The sequence below is a fragment of the Cytobacillus sp. IB215665 genome (genome assembly GCF_033963835.1).
Classification (GTDB): Bacteria; Bacillota; Bacilli; order Bacillales; family SM2101; genus Nanhaiella.
The window spans coordinates 67,961-86,862 of record NZ_JAXBME010000017.1 but is presented as its reverse complement, the minus strand read 5'-3'; the positions used below and the strand labels follow the sequence as shown (position 1 = coordinate 86,862).

Below are 18,902 nucleotides of genomic sequence, written 5' to 3'. Positions count from 1 at the left end.
CTCCTAATATAACTTTGTAATGCCTTGCAAGATCCCAGGAAGATTTACTTTCACGTTTGTTTCACCTTCTAGGTATGGCATGCTCGTAACCCATTTGTCGTTATCTAGGTTAAACTGCTTCTTTTTGTTTGCAATTTCTTCTTCTGTCAACCATTGAAGTGTGTTGGAAGGGCATACGCTAGCACACATAGGTGGAATGCCGTCTTTTGTCCGATCTATACATAAATCGCATTTATACATTAAATTCTGTTCTGTATCAAATTTCGGTATGCCATAAGGACATGCGATTGTACAGTTTTGACAGCCGATGCATTTCTCAACAAGTGCTGATAATACTGCCCCTGTTTCATGTATTTGGATAGCCTGGGCTGGACAGCTTCTTGCACATGCTGGATTTTCGCAGTGTAGACACATAAGAGGCATCGTCTGCCGGTTAACAAGAGGGTTAACATCATAAACGTAGTTCCTGTTACGTTCTTCATGCCCACCACATTGCGTACATGCAGCGAGGCATGAACGGCACCCTATACAGTTTTCAAGTTCTAAGTACAGCCTCTTTTTCATTTATTGCACCTTCTTTATTTCGACTTTTTCCAATTGTGCAGCACACGCCTTAAATTCTGGCATACGGGACATAGGATCTAGTGCTGCAATTGTTAATAGGTTAATAGAATCCTCGTTACCAAAGTGATACGGAACAAAAACGGTATCCTTTCGAATCGCTTCTGTTATTTTAACTTTATAAATTGCTTCGCCTCTTCTAGTAAACAAGCGGACTTGTTCCTCATGGTCCATATTGTATTTAGCTGCTGTTTCCGGATGAATCTCCACAAATGGCTCTGGGCACATGTCATGCAGGAACGATATTCTCCTTGTTTGGTTTCCTGATAGATAGTGATAGACAACTCGTCCAGTTGTTAAACGAAGAGGATATTTATCACATGGCTCCTCTGCAGGAGGACGATAAGGAAGTGCACATATCTTTGCTTTTCCATCTGGATGATAGAATTTCTTATCTAAAAACATATGTGGAGTACCCTCATCATGCTCATCCTTACAAGGCCAAAACACTCCATCCTGCTTATCGATTTTGTCCCATGTTGCACCATAGTAGTCTGCATTACCACCTTTTGTTGCCAATCTGAACTCATCTGCAATAGCTTTAGCTGTTGTCAAATGAGAGAAATATTTACCACGTCCTAGGCGTTCAGCAAGTTCAACTTGTATTTGCCAATCAGGCTTCGATTCTCCTACAGGCTCTTGAGCTTTATTAATCTTGATAATACGCCCTTCAATATTAGTAACTGTTCCTTCATCCTCTGACCAAGTGACTGCAGGAAGAACGACATCGGCAAATTGTGCTGATTCTGATAGATAGAAATCCGCACAAACCATAAAGTCTAAATTCTTTAATGTTTTGCGAACATAATTTAGATTTGGTGCAGAAACTGCCGGATTAGAGCAGAGGAGGTATAAACCTCGAATCGTTTTCTCCTCCATCAGCTCGAACATTTCATAAGCTGATACACCAGCTTGTGGCATTTCATCAGGTGTAATATTCCAAACCTTGCATATTTCTTTCACATGTTCAGGGTTAGTAATCTTACGGTATCCTGGAAGCAAGTCTGATTTCTGTCCATGCTCCCTGCCACCTTGACCGTTCCCTTGCCCTGTAAAAGTTGCGACACCTGACTTCGGACGGCCAATTTTCCCTGTAACAAGCGCCATATTCGTATAACCAGAAACATTATCTACCCCTTTGTGTTGCTGCTCCACTCCACGGGCAAACATAACAACTGCATTTGGTGCCTTACCGTACAGCTTTGCTGCACGAATGATTTTTTCAGGTGCTACACCTGTCAGCATGCTCGTGTATTCTGGCGTGTAATCTTTCACAAGTTCCTTCGTTTCTTCAAAGCCGTTTGTATGGTTATTGATAAAATCTTCATCTATATAGCCCAATTGGATTAGCTGATTTACAATGCCATTAGCAAGTGCCAGGTCAGTACCAGGCTGTAGATCTAGGTGAAGGTCAGCTCTTCTTGCAATTGGTGTTTCACGCGGGTCAACTACAATGATATAGCCGCCTCTTTCTTGCACGTTCCAAACCCTAAACATGGATGTTGGGTGACATTCAGCAGTATTGCTTCCAGCGATAAATAAGCAGTCTGTCTCATGGATATCTGTCCATGGAAGCGTAGAGCCTCTATCAACACCAAATGTACGGAGGAACCCTCCAGCTGCACTTGACATACAAAAGCGACCGTTATAATCGATATAGCGCGTTCCGAGACCAACCCGAGCGAATTTCCCAGTTAAATAACACTTTTCATTTGTCATGGACACGCCACTGAATACCGATAAAGTATCTTTACCATACTCTTTTTGAAGCTCTATGAATTTCTTTGAAATCAGCTCATACGCTTCATCCCAGCTTGCTTCGCGAAAGCCTTCCGTAGTACCTTTGAGTGCAGCATTATCACGGATCAACGGCTTTAACAAGCGGTCTTTATGATTTGTCTGCTGATAGGCTGTTACACCTTTAGGGCACATTTTTCCGACGGTAACTGGCCAATCATAACGAGGTTCAACCCCGATAATTTTATTTGTTTGGGTATTAACACGTAGATTCATCCCGCATTGCATACCACAATAGCTGCAATGTGTTTTGACTAATGTTTCATTTGGATGGTATACATTCTCAACTTCCTTATAAAACTTATCCCTTTGCATTCTGGTTTGCCTCCTTGACCTTCACTTCATGGGTAGGGAACCCTGAAAATTGTGCGATCCGATACTTTCTTCTGCATGGAAGACACAATTCCGCTAGATGATGACCTTCCTTCGTTGTGAATTGAATATCATTCACGTTAAGAACATCGACGACATCTTGCGATTGTTCTGATGATACAAATTGACCTCCACAAACTTTACATTCTTTCATCGATTGCTCAGCATAATGTTCTCTATAGTTTCGAGCAAGTACACTCATTGGACGGAATGGAATGTGTGCTAGCTTGCCGAATGGAAGATAGATTAACGTAATAATGACTGACCACTGATGAATTAATGACATTGCTGGCTGTCCCGCACCGTCTAAAAAAATGTTCATAAATGTTAGAGATAAACCTGTTATGCTCACAAGAAGTAGCATATATAGAGGCATGAAGTCATAAAGGAATTTCTGCTCTGCTCTTGCTTGCATATTTTTTAGGCGACGGTACAATGCCATACATACGCCCGTAATGACCATAACCGCAGTAATGTTTAGTGCATTATAAGAAAGATTTGCGATGATGCCCTCCGCAGGGACAGTCATTACTTTTATGCCGAACGCAATAATGTTATAGAAGCCATTGTCATCCATCGTAAAATACATCCATCCGAAAACGAGAGGGAAAGTGACGAGGCAAGATAGAATACATCCCCATCCAATTAACACGTGTTGAGTCCATCGGTAAATTCCCCTATTCCAGATGAAATTGTATGTTGCAAGATGATCAACGGAAGTTTTTGGTGTAGACTTTCTAAATAACAATTTCAGCCCTTTTTTCAAAATGATCTTTGTTGGTGGACGTTCTCCCCAAGCAATAAATCGGTAGAAGAAGCCTCCTAGAAAGACGATTGTTCCAACCATATATCCATAGAGGTTCAAATCTATATGTGTAAACATCCTAGTCCCTATAAAAGATAAAATTGCAAGTGCTGTTACTGATAAGAACATTGACTTAGCAAAGTTCGATGCAAACGCATTGTTTAGTTGGCTTCCTGTTTTTTGATTGACTGCAGCTTTTGCTTGCATGTAAACTCCTCCTTATTCACGAACAATTATCATAATTCAATTGTATATGAGGGAAAGGAGATTACATATCGGGGAAATTCTCTATTCGAAGAGGGAAATTCCCCTATTTTTTAAAATAAGTATTTATAAGCAAAATGAATCGATTGCCAAAAGGATAGTAAAGAGAAGGCGGTTAGGGGAGTGTACAAGTAATGACATTATAAAAATGCCATTACCCTGTGGTGATTTACTTTTGCAGTTTGAATTTGGATTGTGGTTGTTCGGACTATTAATCATGCCATTGTTCCAATTGTTTTGTTATATTTCTTCATATTAATAAGACCTCTCAGTAAAATAGCGAAATAGGTGAAACCTTTGTAGCAAGAAAACGTATTACTTTTAAAGGATTTTTTATTAAAAATGGACAGTGTGATGAGTTTTAAGAAAGCTCAATGTTTATAAAAGTAAAAAAGCACGAAATCTAGATGTGTAAGTACTTATCTTAGAACGAAAAGCAACAATCAATACAACAACAGCCGTTATTTACTTAAGTATGGTGCAATTATATGAAGCCCTTCAGGTGGGTGGGGGTCTACTGAATTTAATATAAACTAAAATGTAATACTCATGGAGGAGACTTTATGACTACAGCGATTTTAACAGTTATTTTTATGATTCCTATATATGCATTGTTAATTTGGGCTTATATTTCTCCCGAGGAAAGTATGTTATTTGGGAATAGATGGATGTACAAGGAAGAACCTGAGCTTTCAGAAGAAGTGATTCGCTATAGGAAGTTTGTATCTCTTATGATTATGATTGGACTACCTATTGTAATAATTAGTTTCATGTTTGAGCTCTATTTCCTCAGATTCATCTCCATTATCGGATTAGCTATTGCTTTCATGTTCGGGATATTAAAAATATTTAAATGAAATGAGATGTATAAACGATTAGATGCAGTAGCTTATGAAGCTGCTGTTTTTTTGATGTTTATGAATTTATAGTGTAAAAGATATCTTAAATTATGTAAGTGTCGGTTATGATGAGGGACGATTATTCAATAATTTACGAAAGTCTTATATATTGCTCATGTTACTAACATAAGACAGCAGAAATAAATTTATACAGTTGTCATCAAATTAATGGGGAAAAGAAGCCACAAACGTTAAGTTTATATGGCTTTAGACTTTAAACAACATTTGATGTACAAAAAACTATATAGAAGGTTTATATAGTAAAGAGTAGAATTATTAATTAACATTCTATTTCTATTGTTTAGTTAGGTTATAGGAAATCTTATCTAGCATTTATTGAGAAGTAATTAAATCTACTTCATTGCTCAATTCAGATGGTAACAATGTAGTTTAATTGACAGGAGTTCTCAAAAAACTCTTAACCTATTTAATAGGAAATTACATTGTAAGTGAAAGAACAGAAATGATTGACTTTAGAGTAGTTGAAAGGGGTGAATGGATATAAGAGTTCATATTATTGGTGGAGCAGGGAGTGGAAAAACATATACTGCTAAGCAGTTAAGTGAAATGTATAAAATACCACACTTAGATTTAGATCAAATATTTTGGGATCAACAAGCAGAAGAGTATGGTATAAAAGCTTCTGCATCTATGCGGGATAACAATTTGAAAGGGTTTGTGGAACACCCTTCATGGATTATAGAAGGAGTATATTTCACTTGGTTAGCCCCTAGCTTCGCACTCGCTGATCAAATATTTGTCCTTCAAACACCGTTATCAATACAGGAAAATAGAATTTGGAGTAGGTTCCAAAAAAGAAAAACAGGTTTATTACCTTCAACTAAAAAAGAAACAACTCAAAGCATACAACAATTAATTGAATGGAACAAAAAATATAATCAAGACTTCCTACCGAATTTTATTAGAAATACGGATTACAAATATAAAATAATACAATTCGAAAACGGTGAAAGTATTATAGAGCATGTTAGCAAATTTTTAAGTTAGTGAGACTTAGTCTATTGAAACTTAACTGTAACTTCACTTGTTTCAGCATTAATAATTTCTCCCAATTATATAAGAATACTGACCATCGTATAAAGTCTATTTCTATTTACGATACAAGCTGTATGATATATGAAAAATGCAATATAAAATCATTGAGCATCTAAAGTGAGTAACTCCGATAAATTCTTAGAATCACATTAATTGTTGAGAACCTTCAATTGAAGGTTCTTCTTTAATATCTTTAGTTGCTACTTGTGCTACATAAGAACAGCTAGACTAGGTTTTAGTGCTAGATTGCCGGTATATATAGAAGGAATATTACTTGTATGATAGACAGCAACCTTACAAAAACAGCCTTGCTGAGAAATTAAAGTGCATATAGTTAGCTACTATTTGTTAATGTATCGACGCTTTCTTAAACTTTACAATGAATGTTCCTATTACGGAGCCGAAAAGCACACTAATAAACAAAAAGAAAAAGCCCATAGCATCCCAGCCATTAAGGGTAAAAAAACTAATTATCGCGAATGCCAAAGTAATAACGGATAAAATTGTTCCTGGTAACCAGTACAATGTTGGCTTCCGCTTGCTAACCAATGTGGAAGAAAACCCAACAATAATAATAACTGCAACAAAAGAATAAACAAAGATTTGCACAAATTCACCTACTTTCCTTTTTGTAGGAACATTTATAGCTCCCTTACCCATCAAATTTGCAATTTCCCTACATCATCAGAAAATGAATCATGAAGTTGGCATCTATTACTATTCTTATGCAGGTCCTTGCTGATTTTATTAACAGAAAAAATACCGATAAGTGTCTTTAAATTACTATAGCTGTTTTCGAGTTAATTTTTATTTTTCAATCTAAGATTTAAGCACGTATCAACCTGGCGTTCATGGGATCTTTTCTACTAATATACAATAATTGAAGTTTCATTAAAACTCTTCATACTGTCCATTTTTAATAAGAATAGCAACAATGTTGTCTTAGTTAAAATAGTTACAAAGAGAGCCATTACTACAACCAAAGTGTTTATATATAGTTGAATAGAAACAAAATTTAACTATTTATTTTTTGTGCAAGGATAATTAATCTGTTAATTGTGGAAGAATATAGATAATAATAAGGGAGGAGAAAGAAAGTGAATCAACATTATACAAAGCAACTTTGTATTAAACCAATTTTTAAGTTAAACATCGTCGTTATATTTTTCAGGGTTTTCATGATTCTTTTCATTCTACTTTCTTGTTTATTCTATTCGGTCAGTCCTGTAAAAGCTGAGCAAGATTATTCAGAGGAAACTACATCGAGAAGTAAGGTTGCATATATAACTATAGATGATGGCCCTTCGGAATATACTGAGAAATTTTTAGATCTATTTGATAAATATAATGTAAAAGTAACCTTCTTTATGCTCGATGGCTATATGAGAAAATATCCAAACATCGTTAAAGAAGTAATAAAGAAAGGTCACAGTATCGGCCTTCATGGTGTGACCCATGATGCTCGTCATGTATATGCATCACTGGAAAATGTTATTAATGAAATGGAGAAAGAACGAATAACGCTCCAAACAATAACTGGTATTGATACTACATTAATTCGTACGCCATATGGAAGTAAACCTTTTTTTGAGGAAGGGTGGAAGGAAGCGATTCAAGATATTGGCTATCAAATATGGGATTGGAACATAGATAGCGAAGATTGGGTAACCCAAGATGAAAGAATGGTTGAAAATGTTATTAATGATGTCAAGAACCTTGAGCTAAAGAATGAACAACCAGTTATTTTATTTCATGATACAAAAGCTACATGTGAACATATAGAAGCAGTAATTGTTTATCTACTTGATCAAGGATATGATATACGCTCCATTGATGATTCCATACCACCTTTCACTTGGTGATATGGAGTCAGCCTTGTTGTCATACTTTGTGCTGAGCGTACGCTAAACTCAATATTCAAATGAATTTTAAACGTAAGCTTGGGGTTTGGTTGATGGTTATAATCATTTCTGTTGAAAATTTACCTATTAGTAGATAAAATATATTATTAGTAATTTAAGCTTTTTTATATGTTTTGTGGTTGAAATTATACAAATAACTAAAATTTTTTAAACTTGTCTAGTACACGTAGTTATTCTGTTTATTAAAATTAGCTTAGTGAGAAGAGCTTTTACGGGTTTTCATAGTGTTACAGAAGAAAGCTATAACGAGTACTAGAGGTATAATTATTCTTTCATAGTACGAAAACCAATGAACGTATGGTAATTAAGGCTTTCTGGGTACGAAGAATATTATATCCAGTTTAAAGTTTCGAAATGGAGGTAAAAAAAGATGAACGATCCTATCATAATTGTGGGTGCTGGCTTAAGTGGTCTACGTGCTGCTTCTTTATTAATTGCACAAGGCATCAATTGTAGGGTTTTGGAAAGTAGAGGGAGAATTGGAGGTAGAGTTTTAAGTAATTTGGGGCTAGGTATTCACGGTCTTGACAAGTTTGATTTGGGACCGACATGGTTCTGGCCGCACTATGAGCCGGTTATAACTAGCCTTGTTAAAGAGCTTGGGTTACATACATTTGATCAGCACATCAAAGGAACTAATCTTTTGGAACGGTTTAAGAATGAACCAGCACAGAGATATTTGTTACCAGAAGGAGCTGTTGAGAGGTCTACCCGCTTCAAAGGTGGAGTACAATCTCTCATTGATGCCGTGGCAGCTACACTACCTCTCGGGACAATCGAGATGAACACGCGTGTAACAACAATTCGATGGGAAGGTGAAGAAGAAATTACTGTTGAAGCGCTCGTTGGAAGCAAAAAAAAATATTTTCGACCAAGAGCTGTCATTCTTGCATTGCCTCCTAGACTTGTAGCAAATCACATTGATTTTTCACCTTCTCTCTCAACGGAACTTATGGGGAGCCTCCTTAATAAGCCTACGTGGATGGGAGGACAGGCAAAGGTGATTGCGGTTTATGACCGACCTTTTTGGAGAGAACATGGACTTTCTGGTCAAGTAACGAGCTGGATTGGTCCATTGCAGGAAATACATGATGCTTCACCTCAAATTGGTTCAGGAGCACTTTTCGGTTTCTTTAGGATACCTGCGAAAATGCGTCAAGGACTAGGCGAGGAAAAGATATTCAAACTAGTCGTGGAGCAGTTGACTCGGCTATTTGGAGCACCAGCGAATAACCCGGTAGATTTGCTATATAAGGATTGGTCAACTGATAATGAGACAGCGGTAGCAGAGGATATCACTTCACTTAGCGATTTTCCAAGGTATGGTCCACCGACAGGAATTCGTACGTGGGAAAAGAAGTTATTTTTTGCAGGTACAGAAACTGATGCTGAGTTTGGGGGACATCTTGAAGGAGCTTTACGATCAGCTGAGCGTGTGGTATCTGAAATTAATGAAATATACAAAGCTCCATTATAACTTACAATATTCTATTCTGTCTCATTTCAACAAAGCACAGTAAGTCATGATCTGTGCTTTTTGTATTTAAGATTTTGAAATAAATGTTCTTAAGAAATTCTTCATTTTTATCATACTTTAGATTTAAGATTTAGCTTGTACAATAATTAGTATGTAAAGCAAACGATTAGAATCATAGAACAATCATAATTTGTAGCAAATCAAGCTAAACCCAAATTTACAAGGAGGAATAAGTCATGAAAACTGCCAAACAATATATGGTATCTCCATCAGAACCATTCCGTAGATATGCACAGGATTTAGGGATTGATTATTCAAACAAAACAGTAGATGAGATTGAAGATTTAATTGTTGAAACATTAGCTGATCTTGAAGAATCGAAAAAAGTATTCCGACTTGTTCAATTCTTTAACATGATCAGGTTTCGTTTTCATGCGCTTGTTTTAAGAACTTGAACTCATTTTACAATTTTCCATACATCATTATCATAATTAATAGAAACAACAAATACCTCTTTCATTCCAAGCTTACCGCAACGGTTGACGGTTTCTCTTCTAAAAATCTAGCCTTTCATCACCCACTTTTTTTTATTACTGTAATTTGATTATAAGAGCCATTTCCTCTTTTAAAACAGGCTGTTTTCGCATGATCGTTGTTCTTTTTCTACTTGTACTAGGACTTCGCAACAATAAGAAAACGTAGAAGGAACAAGTAGTTAAAGTTCAAATGAATTTAATGTTATTCGTAGTCATCAAATAAGTTCATTTTTGATAAATTAGAGTTTAACACTAAAAAATATATTGTAAAAATTCTTATTATTTGAAATAATTGTATTTATGGTATCTTACCTAGGGGGATCAAGCGGTATTTTCGCATTGATTGTCGTTTTTCGTAGTACTGTAAAACGATAGCTATAAAGTCTATCTTATTACTTTTGATTTAGGAACTATAGCAACAAAGTTTATAAAATGAGTCTTTTAAAAAAGTAGGAGGTATGGTGATGAGTATTCCTGTTTTAAATGAAATTGGGACCGTTTTTATTCCAGTAAGTAATATAGAAAATGCACGTGATTGGTATTGTGACATTTTAGGTTTACCTGTAGACGGAGAAGTTCAGTTTGGTCATATATATGTAATGCCTATGAAAGGTTCGGGTATTGTACTAGACAGTAAAATATTTTCAGAGGAAAATATTTTTAAAACGCCATTATTTCATTTTAATACAGAAGATATTGAGGCAGCTTATACATATATGAAACAAAAAGGGGTTCAGTTAACTTCTGAAATTGAACATAATCATTATTTTAATTTCAAAGATCCTGACGGAAATCACTTAATGATTTGTAAGTGTTAATGTTATGAAAATATCTCTCTAGAGTTCAAATGAAAAACTACTCCCTTAGGATATGAGAGTAGTTTCTTTATATTTTATACGATAATTCATTTTACTTGTTCAAATTCGTTTTCAATTTCTTTAGAGGGCTTTTCTCCTACTAAACTTACGATCACGATGGCTAATGATGCAAAAATAAATCCTGGTACAATTTCGTAAAGATCAAACAGGCCACCTTCAGCATTTTTCCAAAGCATAACAGTCAGTGCCCCTACAAACAACCCAGCAGCCGCTCCACTTCCATTCATCCGCTTCCAAAATAGCGAAAAGAGGATTACTGGACCGAATGCAGCACCAAAACCTGCCCAAGCGTAGCTTACTAGCTCTAGTACTGAGCTCTCAGGATTTGAGGCTAGAAGGATGGCAATAATAGCAATGATTACAACAGATAATCGACTAATCCACACTAACTCACGATCACCAGCTTGCTTTTTGTACAACGATTTATAAAAGTCTTCAACGACTGCACTTGATGATACGAGTAACTGAGAGTCAATTGTACTCATAATTGCAGCTAATATTGCAGCTAATAAAAACCCAGAAACCCAAGGATCAAATAATACTTGCGTAAATTCAATAAATACAATTTCGGGATTTGCTAAAGGTACATCTGCAAAATAGGCAATTCCGACAAACCCGGTAAAAACTGCACCTAACGCAGCTAGTATCATCCAAGTCATCCCTATTAACCTAGCAGTGGGAATATCTTTTACGGATTTTATAGCCATAAATCTTGCTAAAATATGTGGCTGTCCGAAATACCCAAGTCCCCAAGCTAATAAGGAAACAACTCCAATAAAGGTTGTATCGGCAGCAGCATCTAAATAAGTTGGATCAATCGATGCTACTCGATCTATCGTTTCACCGATCCCCCCCATTTCGGTGATGGCTACTATAGGGACAATAACCAAAGCAAGAAACATTAAAATACCTTGAACAAAATCTGTCCAACTAACAGCAAGAAAACCACCTAAAAATGTATATGAAACAATGACGAGTGCACCAATCCATAAAGCAGAGCTATACGATAAACCGAATGAGTTTTCAAACAAAATGGCTCCGCCAACCATTCCTGAAGATATGTATAAGGTGAAAAATATGAGGATAACAACAGCAGACGTGATGCGTAAAATCTTTGATCGATCTTTGAAGCGGTTTTCTAAAAAATCTGGAATCGTAATTGAGTTGTTGGATATTTCAGTATAGGCTCTAAGTCGCCGTGCCACGAATTGCCAATTTAAATACGCACCGATAGCTAATCCTACTGTAATCCATAGCGCATTCATACCTGAAAGGTAGGCTGATCCAGGTAAACCTAATAACAACCAGCTACTCATATCAGAAGCCCCAGCGCTAAGTGCCGTTACTCCTGGACCTAAATTTCTCCCACCTAATACATAATCTGATAAGTTTTTTGTTAAACGATAGGAGATAAAACCGATAACGAGCATTAAAATGAGATATACAATGAAAGTAATAAGAGTTGCTTCATGCATTATGAATTTCTCCTTTCAAGTAGATAAGTCAAAACAGATAATGCGATTAACAAAGGCATACTAAATAGTAATAGATAGGATGTAATTGATAAGCTTGCCATTGATTACCCTCCTTATGTGCTATGTAAAATTATGCTACCACGGTATTGAATGCGCTTTCAATAAGCTTGAACAATATTAGGAGTATATTAACGAAATAGTAAGTATTTGGTATGAATGATGTATATATATCAACTAAATAGCGTCTTATCGACATATAATAGCGTTTATCGTAATTTTTGGATATTTACACCATCGTATAATACTGGTGTAATAAAGGGATATTTTATTGATAGCAGGGAATCAAGTATGAACATTGATAAAAAAATCACTAACCAATTCAACTCTTTGCTCACTCATGTGAGAAATTCTTATCTTTTCATCAATTACAAATATAAATAAAAAAAACATAGTTTACGAAAAGAGTCTTATAAAAAAACCATGTGGGGTAGGCTCTCCACATGGTAATCCTTTAACTATGCTTCTTCAGTTCTTTCTCCAAACCCTATTATATTCCCGTTGCAGTCTTTGATATGGAATTCTTCCATACCGTACCAAGTTGTGTATAAGTCTTTTACGACTTCAACTTTTGTTTTGATTTCTTGGTAGAATTCTTTCAATCCCTCTACTTCTAAATAATAGCAGGCAGATGTCCCAGGTGTAATGTCCTTAAATACAGGCACATCTTCTGCCATACTTTCTGGTGTTTGAAACATTAACACTATATTATCCTTGCTCATAATGGCAAAAACATAGTCTTTACTTTCATTAATTTGATTGTCGGTATTTTGATTACGATCTACAATCATCTCGACCTGAAAACCTAACACATCTTGATAGAATATTATTGATTGATTAATATTTTCCACAATAAAGTTTGTTGTGAATTTTTTTAGTTTCATTAGATTTGCTCCTTTAAATTAATTTCTGATTTTGCTTTTCCAATTGAATTCCTTTTATCTGAATAACGATGACACATGTTCTGTGCAAGCTGGAAAATCTCATTTCGCATAGCTTCTGGTTCTACCACATGAGCATTTAATCCGAGAGAGAAAAAATAGTTCACAGTATAATTCCACTCTGTTGCTGGACACATGTAATCAATTTCCCATTCGTTATCTGTGATGTTTTTTACTAGATGTCCGATATGAGGGTCTTGCTCCAATTGTAATGCACCTTGATAAGTTAATTTTGCAATAACTCGTATAGGAGGGGCAGGGCTTGTTGCGTCCTCTTCACTAGGTTTTTGACTAGGTGTCATGTTGTCTGTTAATTCAATGACTTCAATGTTGTCCATGCGGTCAACTCTAAAAATGCGATCTTCTTGATGCAAATGAGAGTAGGCTTCGCAATACCAAAATCCGTGAGCAGTGTATACTCTTTTAGGGAGGATTTTGACCCAGCGGTGATGATTTTTGGATCTATATTTTATGTTCAACCACTGTGAGTTTACCGTATATTCTAGCAATGACATTAACAAAGGGGTTTTGTAATTTCTATTAGGAATTTCTAATTCGACATGATTAAGAATTGGGTCTATTTGTTCCAATGTTTCATCAGGTATTATTGCTTTGATTTTATCTAGTGCTGTCCATCTTTCTTGATTAAAAGGAGTGTCTTGTATTTTTGTCATTGCACGAAGAGCGAATAGTATAGCTAACCCTTCTTTTACATCAAATTGTAGTGGTGGTAGCTGATAGCCATCCATTAAATGAAAACCTCCACTAGGACCAGTCATAGAATATAGAGGAATGCCGATTTCGGATAATGCTTGCATGTCTCGTAAGATGGTTCTTTTTGATACTTCAAATTTAGCTGCTAAAGATTGTGCAGTTTCTGATTTATGCTGTAATGCAATGAGTATTGCCATCAGCCTGTCAGCCCTTTTCACATTGTGTCACCTCCTTAACAAGTATCTAAAGACATTATAACAAGGTATTAGTGACACTATGTTTGTCATCAATTATAAAAAACTTGAAAGTTGATATCTTTTATGGGTCAAATATAAGGTTTTATAGGTCAAATTCGTATATTATTGTGTCAAAATCTTATATATATCGGTCATTCGACAATATTCTTTAAATCTGTTTGTAACTTTGAAAGGAGATATTCTTCTTACATAGAATAGCTTAACTTAAGGGGAGATGAAACGATGTTAGAGCTAAAAAACATGATAGAAAATCTACCAGAAAACGAAGCAAAGTCATTCTTGTATTTAATTTTACGTAGAATTGATATGGAAAAAGAACCAAGCAATGTTGAGGCACAACATCTCATAAAATATCTTAAACAGACTATTGATGACTTTATTCGTATAAAAAGAGAACAATCTATAGATTATAAAGAGTTTGAAAAAGTACATATCGTCTTTGGTGTCTCAGCTGGAGGTAGTCTTAAAAATGGGTTAAAAAATTTAGACAAGCATCACACTGAGAAGATTATCCATTTCCGAGACACTTTCTCTGTAGGTCCATTAACAGATTTAGAGGATTCTAGCGGTGTAGGCAATAGATATCACTGGTTAGAAAATCATTTAATTTTTGAAGATGGGGAAATAGAGAAAGATATTATACGCTTTAAAGATACAATACGCGAGCTGAATGCAATTCCTTTACATATTCCTATCGTTATTTGGGCTGGAGAAAATGCTCATGAACAAACTGGATTAAGATTTGTTTTGCACTTGTTAAAAGATAAGTGTAACCCTATATTTTGTATAAATTCTTCCTTATCTTATATAGACGTATATAAAAATCATGAAATTAATTATAAGCCTTTGCATACAGGAGAGATTGCTCCTGATAAATTGTTAAGTATTTATGAGAAAAATAGTGAGCTTCAGCAGCCTATGTCTAAGGAAGAACGAATACAGCTCGAGGAAGAATGGGTAGAGCTATCAACGACTCATGAGGTACTGAGAATATGGGAGCAAGGCAAAATACTTAGTGTTGATGAAGATTACTATGATGAATATATTATTAATACCGCAAATGAATTACATCAGGAACGACAACATACTGATTTTTTGAAGTGTGCTACAGTGATAGGTCATGCCATTGGTCATTTAGAGCAATATCATGGTGATTTGTTTTTTGAATATCGAGTGAGACATTTAATCTTGAACGGAATTTTCGAGATCCATGGTGTACCAAAAGCAATGAGGTTTTATAGTGTGAAATTACGTGAAATTTCTTAAACTAACTCTTAATAAAAAATCCAGTTCCTTTGAGCGGAATTGGATTTTTTCTAGTTAACTTTAATTTGTAATGTTTGATGATGAATATCGTCTATAAAAAATAAAAGATAGGAGGCAATGAAATGACCTTTCATAGATATACGTTGTTTTCTGTTTTGATATTCACCTTTGCTATAATAGGTTGTAGCGAATCACAAAGAAACGAACAACCCAACGCTTCGATTGTAACATTAGGTGGCAAAACGATTTCAAGTGTATTAGTCACCATTACGAACAATGTGAACAAACCTCAAATTTATTACACATCAGAAAATTTCATAGCCATTCAAACATTTGTGGCAGCAATTAAAGAGGCAAATAGAATACCTGGTATAGTTGATGTTAGTCGTTCTGACTTTGTGGTTTCATTAAATTTTGAAGATGAATCGACTGAGCAATATTTTTTATGGCTAGATTCAGATAGTGGATCTATTATGAATCGAGCAGACACACATTCATTGTATACATTACCTCACCATGTTATAGAAGAGCTAAACGAATATATTAAGTAGAATTTCTGATTTCTTACCTTTGTCTTTAAAAGAAGGACTTATTGAAAAAAAGTAGAAAATTTATGATGTAGACTTCATTACTTAGGCTCACACAAAATTGAGAGATGATTTGCCAACCTGTTAGAGTGATAGTATCTCTTCTACAAATTAGTTTATAAAGTACATTGACCTTAAACCAACTACAACCTTTATGATAAATTTCATTAGGAGATAAATTTTTAAAAATTGTATAAGGAAAGGCTTATTTCGTCAACTTTGTTGCTGCTTTTCCTAAAAATGGACAATATATATAAGTATTTTTTAAACTCAATAATTTAATAAATTTGCCACGAACGCTAGATATATATGTGCTTATATCTAACTACGAAAAGCAATAATGAATGTGAAAATAGCGTTGTAACAAATATAAGCATGTATATCAATTACGATCTTTTAATCTCCCTATTTTATCTCTTATGAAAATATTTTTTTGAATGAGGTGCTCAATATGTTATGTTCATCTATTGGTTGGGACGGTGGTTTCATTATGGTCGATTCTGATAAATTTGAAGAGGGAGTTGAATGGTATGTGCAGTATATGGGGTGGGAATGTATCGACCAATTCCAAACTCATGTAGGAAAAAAAGCATTCTTTCGTCTACCTATTCGTGATCATTTTGAACAAATTACATTGAAATCGTTTGAATCAAATATAGAGCATTTTCAAAAGAATGCTCAAAATGAAGGTCATGCTCGGCTAACATTTGATGTTGGAGATATTGATAAGACGCTGGATTATTTTCAAACAAACAATATTATTGTTTCTGATGTAAGGGAACTTGCTAATGGGATAAAAACATTTGATATAAGCGCTTTTAATGGTGCGAGATTAACAGCTATACATAACCCCGAGCTTGAAGGAGAGTACCCTCAGGCTAGGTTAATTAAATTTGGAACTACAATATCTACTATTATAGGAGTTTCTAATCTTGAGCGATCGGCAAACTGGTATAAACATAATTTTGGAATGGAAATAATAACTAGCTTTCCAGATACTCGAGCAGTCCTTATGCACGCTTTTACTTCACCATGGAATGAAAAGAGAGAACCAATACCGATATTATTAGAAGAAATGATAGACAGTGATTTTGAACAATCTAACCCAGCTGTACGAGTTTATTTTGATTTAAAACAAAAGAACATGTTTTTCAACACGTATGAATTGTTTAAAGAAAGAGGAGTAACAACGTCCCAAATTGCTGGGAATCCAAATATGTGGGCTGGTTTTCATGTGTATGATCCAGATGGTAACCGCATAAATCTGTGGACGTATCAGATCAGCTAACTTTAATTGGGATGTGAATGTAGATGAAGATAAACGATTTTGCACAAAAAACAGGTATACCATCTAGTACTTTACGTTTTTATGACCGGAAACAAGTTCTTGTCCCTGAAGAAAGATTAGCTAACGGCTACCGTATATATACGGAAAATCAAATTAAGCAAGCTCAGTTTATACATTCGCTTCGACAGGCAGATGTTTCTATCACTGATATTCAACTATATTTAACAGCTGATCAAGAAACAAAATCAAAGCTTGTTGTGGGTTGGAGAGAAAATATCGAATCAAAGCTTTCTGCATTACATATTGCACAAAAGTACTTAGGAGGCTTTCATCCCGAGAATGAAGGTATTTACTTAGTTAAATGGAATGAACCTAGAGATTTTATATGGTTTACACATACAGTTGAAAGAAAAATGAGTCCATTTCACGCATTTATTGAGTCTGATCGAGATAAAGCTCTACAACTTGGTTTGACGATTTTTCCTGAAATTTACATAAGAACACATGAAACAAATAACACTCACATGACAGGAGAAATTGGCTTCCAAATTAAGAGTTATTATAATGAAGTAAGCGAAGAAGGAATTAATTTCGAATCTTATCCACCTACGCTTTTCACTACGATCAAGTATCCTATTCATAATGAGTATATTTGTTTTCATTATATGAAAGTTATCCAGCAGTATGGGTTTATTCCTAAGGGTCAAAAAATGGAGCGTTACGAAAGTGATGATGCTACTTATTTTCAGCTAATGATACCTGTAATGCATTCTGTCAACTAGAAGAAGAAATGATGTGATGTAGAAAATTCATACTGAAAAAGAAAAATAGATTTTTTGAAGCAGGTGAACAATTTGACAAGTAATGTAGATCATGTCAAAGCTGTTGTCCAAGCGGTAGAATATATGAAAAATAACTTAGATAAAGAGATTACGACTGAAGAATTAGCGTCACTTGTGGGCTATAGCTCTTACCATTTTTCAAGGTTTTTTAAAGAAGTAACAGGAATATCACCTCGTCATTATTTGTCTGCGCTACGTATTGAGGCGGGTAAGCAAATGCTTGTCAGACATTCCTCTCCATCTATTGTCAAGACGATGATGTCCATCGGTTTTAGCAGCCTGGGAAGCTTTAGTGCAAAATTCAAACAATTTGTAGGTTTACCACCAAAGCAGTTTCAGGTAACTACAAACGACTTATATCATTTTGTTAATCAATACACAGAAGGAGAAAATTCAGTTATTCAATACTTTCATCCACCAGTTCTCACCTGTCATATAGAAGCACCAGCTGGATTTAAAGGGTTTATATTTGTTGGCTTATTTCCTCGACCGATCCCTGACGAAAGACCAGTTATTGGAACAGCATTTACTCAAAAACAATCGAGCTGTATATTTTCTCAAATCCCTACTGGGACTTATTATGCTCTTGCTGCAGGTATACCACTAAGCTTGAATCCTAAAGATTATTTCTTGCTAGAACATGCTTTACGTGGGATGTACGATGACCCGATTCACGTTACAGGTACTACAGATCAGGAGGTACACATTAAGTTAAGGAGCCCTTTGCCGTTCGATCCTCCGATCTTAATTAACTTACCACAATTATTATTAGAAGAGGTACAAAAAGTGCGGAAAAAATGACTGTTATTACTTGAAAAGGAGGTACATATTAACACGTTTGTCTTAGA

Annotated in this window: 18 protein-coding genes; 11 read left to right on the top strand and 7 right to left on the bottom strand. The window is 35.2% G+C overall.

What is annotated here, in order from left to right; genetic code table 11:
* Positions 1-3: 3 nt before the first annotated feature.
* Genes SLH52_RS18135 through SLH52_RS18125 form a run of 3 tightly spaced genes read right to left on the bottom strand, consistent with a single transcriptional unit; the run spans position 4 to position 3,802 of the window.
* Positions 4-564, bottom strand: a complete 561-nt coding sequence (locus tag SLH52_RS18135) for a 4Fe-4S dicluster domain-containing protein (protein ID WP_320210679.1) — start codon at positions 562-564, stop codon at positions 4-6.
* On the bottom strand, positions 565-2,733 hold the full coding sequence (locus SLH52_RS18130; protein WP_320210678.1) for a molybdopterin oxidoreductase family protein: 2,169 nt from the start codon (positions 2,731-2,733) through the stop codon (positions 565-567).
* A complete protein-coding gene (locus tag SLH52_RS18125) occupies positions 2,720-3,802 on the bottom strand; it encodes a hypothetical protein (protein WP_320210677.1) in 1,083 nt (360 codons plus the stop codon). Before SLH52_RS18125 ends, SLH52_RS18130 begins: the two co-directional genes overlap by 14 nt.
* 620 nt (positions 3,803-4,422) lie before the next feature.
* On the opposite strand from SLH52_RS18125, the gene SLH52_RS18120 reads away from it, so the two are divergent.
* Positions 4,423-4,716 (top strand): hypothetical protein, encoded by a 294-nt coding sequence (locus SLH52_RS18120; protein ID WP_320210676.1) that lies wholly within the window; start codon positions 4,423-4,425, stop codon positions 4,714-4,716.
* A gap of 537 nt (positions 4,717-5,253) precedes the next feature.
* Entirely contained in the window at positions 5,254-5,766 is a 513-nt protein-coding gene (locus SLH52_RS18115) for a hypothetical protein (RefSeq protein ID WP_320210675.1), read from the top strand.
* A 396-nt stretch (positions 5,767-6,162) separates the two neighbouring features.
* On the opposite strand, the gene SLH52_RS18110 is transcribed toward SLH52_RS18115, so the two are convergent.
* A complete protein-coding gene (locus SLH52_RS18110; RefSeq protein ID WP_320210700.1) occupies positions 6,163-6,474 on the bottom strand; it encodes a YesK family protein in 312 nt (103 codons plus the stop codon).
* Between the two features lie 437 nt (positions 6,475-6,911).
* Here SLH52_RS18110 and SLH52_RS18105 point away from each other — a divergent pair, with 437 nt between their 5' ends.
* The 4 genes from SLH52_RS18105 to SLH52_RS18090 all read left to right on the top strand — a co-directional run bounded on the left by SLH52_RS18105 (position 6,912) and on the right by SLH52_RS18090 (position 10,567).
* Entirely contained in the window at positions 6,912-7,676 is a 765-nt protein-coding gene (locus tag SLH52_RS18105) for a polysaccharide deacetylase family protein (protein ID WP_320210674.1), read from the top strand.
* Between the two features lie 430 nt (positions 7,677-8,106).
* The gene (locus SLH52_RS18100; protein ID WP_320210673.1) at positions 8,107-9,213 is read left to right on the top strand and encodes a flavin monoamine oxidase family protein; all 1,107 of its coding nucleotides are present in this window, start codon (positions 8,107-8,109) and stop codon (positions 9,211-9,213) included.
* 236 nt (positions 9,214-9,449) lie between these two features.
* Positions 9,450-9,668, top strand: coding sequence for a hypothetical protein (locus SLH52_RS18095; protein WP_320210672.1), 219 nt, complete (start codon positions 9,450-9,452; stop codon positions 9,666-9,668).
* 545 nt (positions 9,669-10,213) lie between these two features.
* Positions 10,214-10,567 (top strand): VOC family protein, encoded by a 354-nt coding sequence (locus tag SLH52_RS18090; protein ID WP_320210671.1) that lies wholly within the window; start codon positions 10,214-10,216, stop codon positions 10,565-10,567.
* 86 nt (positions 10,568-10,653) lie between these two features.
* Here the strand turns inward: SLH52_RS18090 and putP are convergent, their stop codons facing one another.
* The 3 genes from putP to SLH52_RS18075 form a co-directional block, all read right to left on the bottom strand.
* The gene (gene putP / locus SLH52_RS18085) at positions 10,654-12,102 is read right to left on the bottom strand and encodes a sodium/proline symporter PutP (protein ID WP_320210670.1); all 1,449 of its coding nucleotides are present in this window, start codon (positions 12,100-12,102) and stop codon (positions 10,654-10,656) included.
* 515 nt (positions 12,103-12,617) lie between these two features.
* A complete protein-coding gene (locus SLH52_RS18080; RefSeq protein ID WP_320210669.1) occupies positions 12,618-13,043 on the bottom strand; it encodes a VOC family protein in 426 nt (141 codons plus the stop codon).
* Complete coding sequence (locus tag SLH52_RS18075; protein WP_320210668.1) at positions 13,043-14,032, bottom strand: helix-turn-helix transcriptional regulator; 990 nt, start codon at positions 14,030-14,032, stop codon at positions 13,043-13,045. The genes SLH52_RS18080 and SLH52_RS18075 overlap by 1 nt, the downstream gene beginning before the upstream one ends.
* A 261-nt stretch (positions 14,033-14,293) precedes the next feature.
* Between SLH52_RS18075 and SLH52_RS18070 the strand changes: the two genes are divergently transcribed.
* The 5 genes from SLH52_RS18070 (at position 14,294) to SLH52_RS18050 (ending at position 18,855) form a co-directional block, all read left to right on the top strand.
* Positions 14,294-15,337 (top strand): DUF1835 domain-containing protein, encoded by a 1,044-nt coding sequence (locus tag SLH52_RS18070; RefSeq protein WP_320210667.1) that lies wholly within the window; start codon positions 14,294-14,296, stop codon positions 15,335-15,337.
* Between the two features lie 122 nt (positions 15,338-15,459).
* Positions 15,460-15,888 carry a hypothetical protein gene (locus SLH52_RS18065; protein ID WP_320210666.1) on the top strand — a complete coding sequence of 143 codons (429 nt, stop codon included), beginning with the start codon at positions 15,460-15,462 and terminating at the stop codon, positions 15,886-15,888.
* 487 nt (positions 15,889-16,375) lie between these two features.
* Positions 16,376-17,212 carry a VOC family protein gene (locus SLH52_RS18060; RefSeq protein WP_320210665.1) on the top strand — a complete coding sequence of 279 codons (837 nt, stop codon included), beginning with the start codon at positions 16,376-16,378 and terminating at the stop codon, positions 17,210-17,212.
* A gap of 23 nt (positions 17,213-17,235) precedes the next feature.
* Positions 17,236-17,994, top strand: a complete 759-nt coding sequence (locus SLH52_RS18055) for a MerR family transcriptional regulator (protein ID WP_320210664.1) — start codon at positions 17,236-17,238, stop codon at positions 17,992-17,994.
* A gap of 72 nt (positions 17,995-18,066) precedes the next feature.
* Positions 18,067-18,855, top strand: a complete 789-nt coding sequence (locus SLH52_RS18050) for an AraC family transcriptional regulator (RefSeq protein ID WP_320210663.1) — start codon at positions 18,067-18,069, stop codon at positions 18,853-18,855.
* The last annotated feature ends 47 nt before the right edge of the window (positions 18,856-18,902 follow it).

Excerpts from the sequence above, each read along its gene's own strand:
- SLH52_RS18135 (WP_320210679.1), bottom strand. The coding sequence starts at position 564 with ATGAAAAAGAGGCTGTACTTAGAACTTGAAAACTGTATAGGGTGCCGT.
- SLH52_RS18130 (WP_320210678.1), bottom strand. The coding sequence starts at position 2,733 with ATGCAAAGGGATAAGTTTTATAAGGAAGTTGAGAATGTATACCATCCA.
- SLH52_RS18125 (WP_320210677.1), bottom strand. The coding sequence starts at position 3,802 with ATGCAAGCAAAAGCTGCAGTCAATCAAAAAACAGGAAGCCAACTAAAC.
- SLH52_RS18120 (WP_320210676.1), top strand. The coding sequence starts at position 4,423 with ATGACTACAGCGATTTTAACAGTTATTTTTATGATTCCTATATATGCA.
- SLH52_RS18115 (WP_320210675.1), top strand. The coding sequence starts at position 5,254 with ATGGATATAAGAGTTCATATTATTGGTGGAGCAGGGAGTGGAAAAACA.
- SLH52_RS18110 (WP_320210700.1), bottom strand. The coding sequence starts at position 6,474 with ATGGGTAAGGGAGCTATAAATGTTCCTACAAAAAGGAAAGTAGGTGAA.
- SLH52_RS18100 (WP_320210673.1), top strand. The coding sequence starts at position 8,107 with ATGAACGATCCTATCATAATTGTGGGTGCTGGCTTAAGTGGTCTACGT.
- SLH52_RS18095 (WP_320210672.1), top strand. The coding sequence starts at position 9,450 with ATGAAAACTGCCAAACAATATATGGTATCTCCATCAGAACCATTCCGT.
- SLH52_RS18090 (WP_320210671.1), top strand. The coding sequence starts at position 10,214 with ATGAGTATTCCTGTTTTAAATGAAATTGGGACCGTTTTTATTCCAGTA.
- putP (WP_320210670.1), bottom strand. The coding sequence starts at position 12,102 with ATGCATGAAGCAACTCTTATTACTTTCATTGTATATCTCATTTTAATG.
- SLH52_RS18080 (WP_320210669.1), bottom strand. The coding sequence starts at position 13,043 with ATGAAACTAAAAAAATTCACAACAAACTTTATTGTGGAAAATATTAAT.
- SLH52_RS18070 (WP_320210667.1), top strand. The coding sequence starts at position 14,294 with ATGTTAGAGCTAAAAAACATGATAGAAAATCTACCAGAAAACGAAGCA.
- SLH52_RS18065 (WP_320210666.1), top strand. The coding sequence starts at position 15,460 with ATGACCTTTCATAGATATACGTTGTTTTCTGTTTTGATATTCACCTTT.
- SLH52_RS18060 (WP_320210665.1), top strand. The coding sequence starts at position 16,376 with ATGTTATGTTCATCTATTGGTTGGGACGGTGGTTTCATTATGGTCGAT.
- SLH52_RS18055 (WP_320210664.1), top strand. The coding sequence starts at position 17,236 with ATGAAGATAAACGATTTTGCACAAAAAACAGGTATACCATCTAGTACT.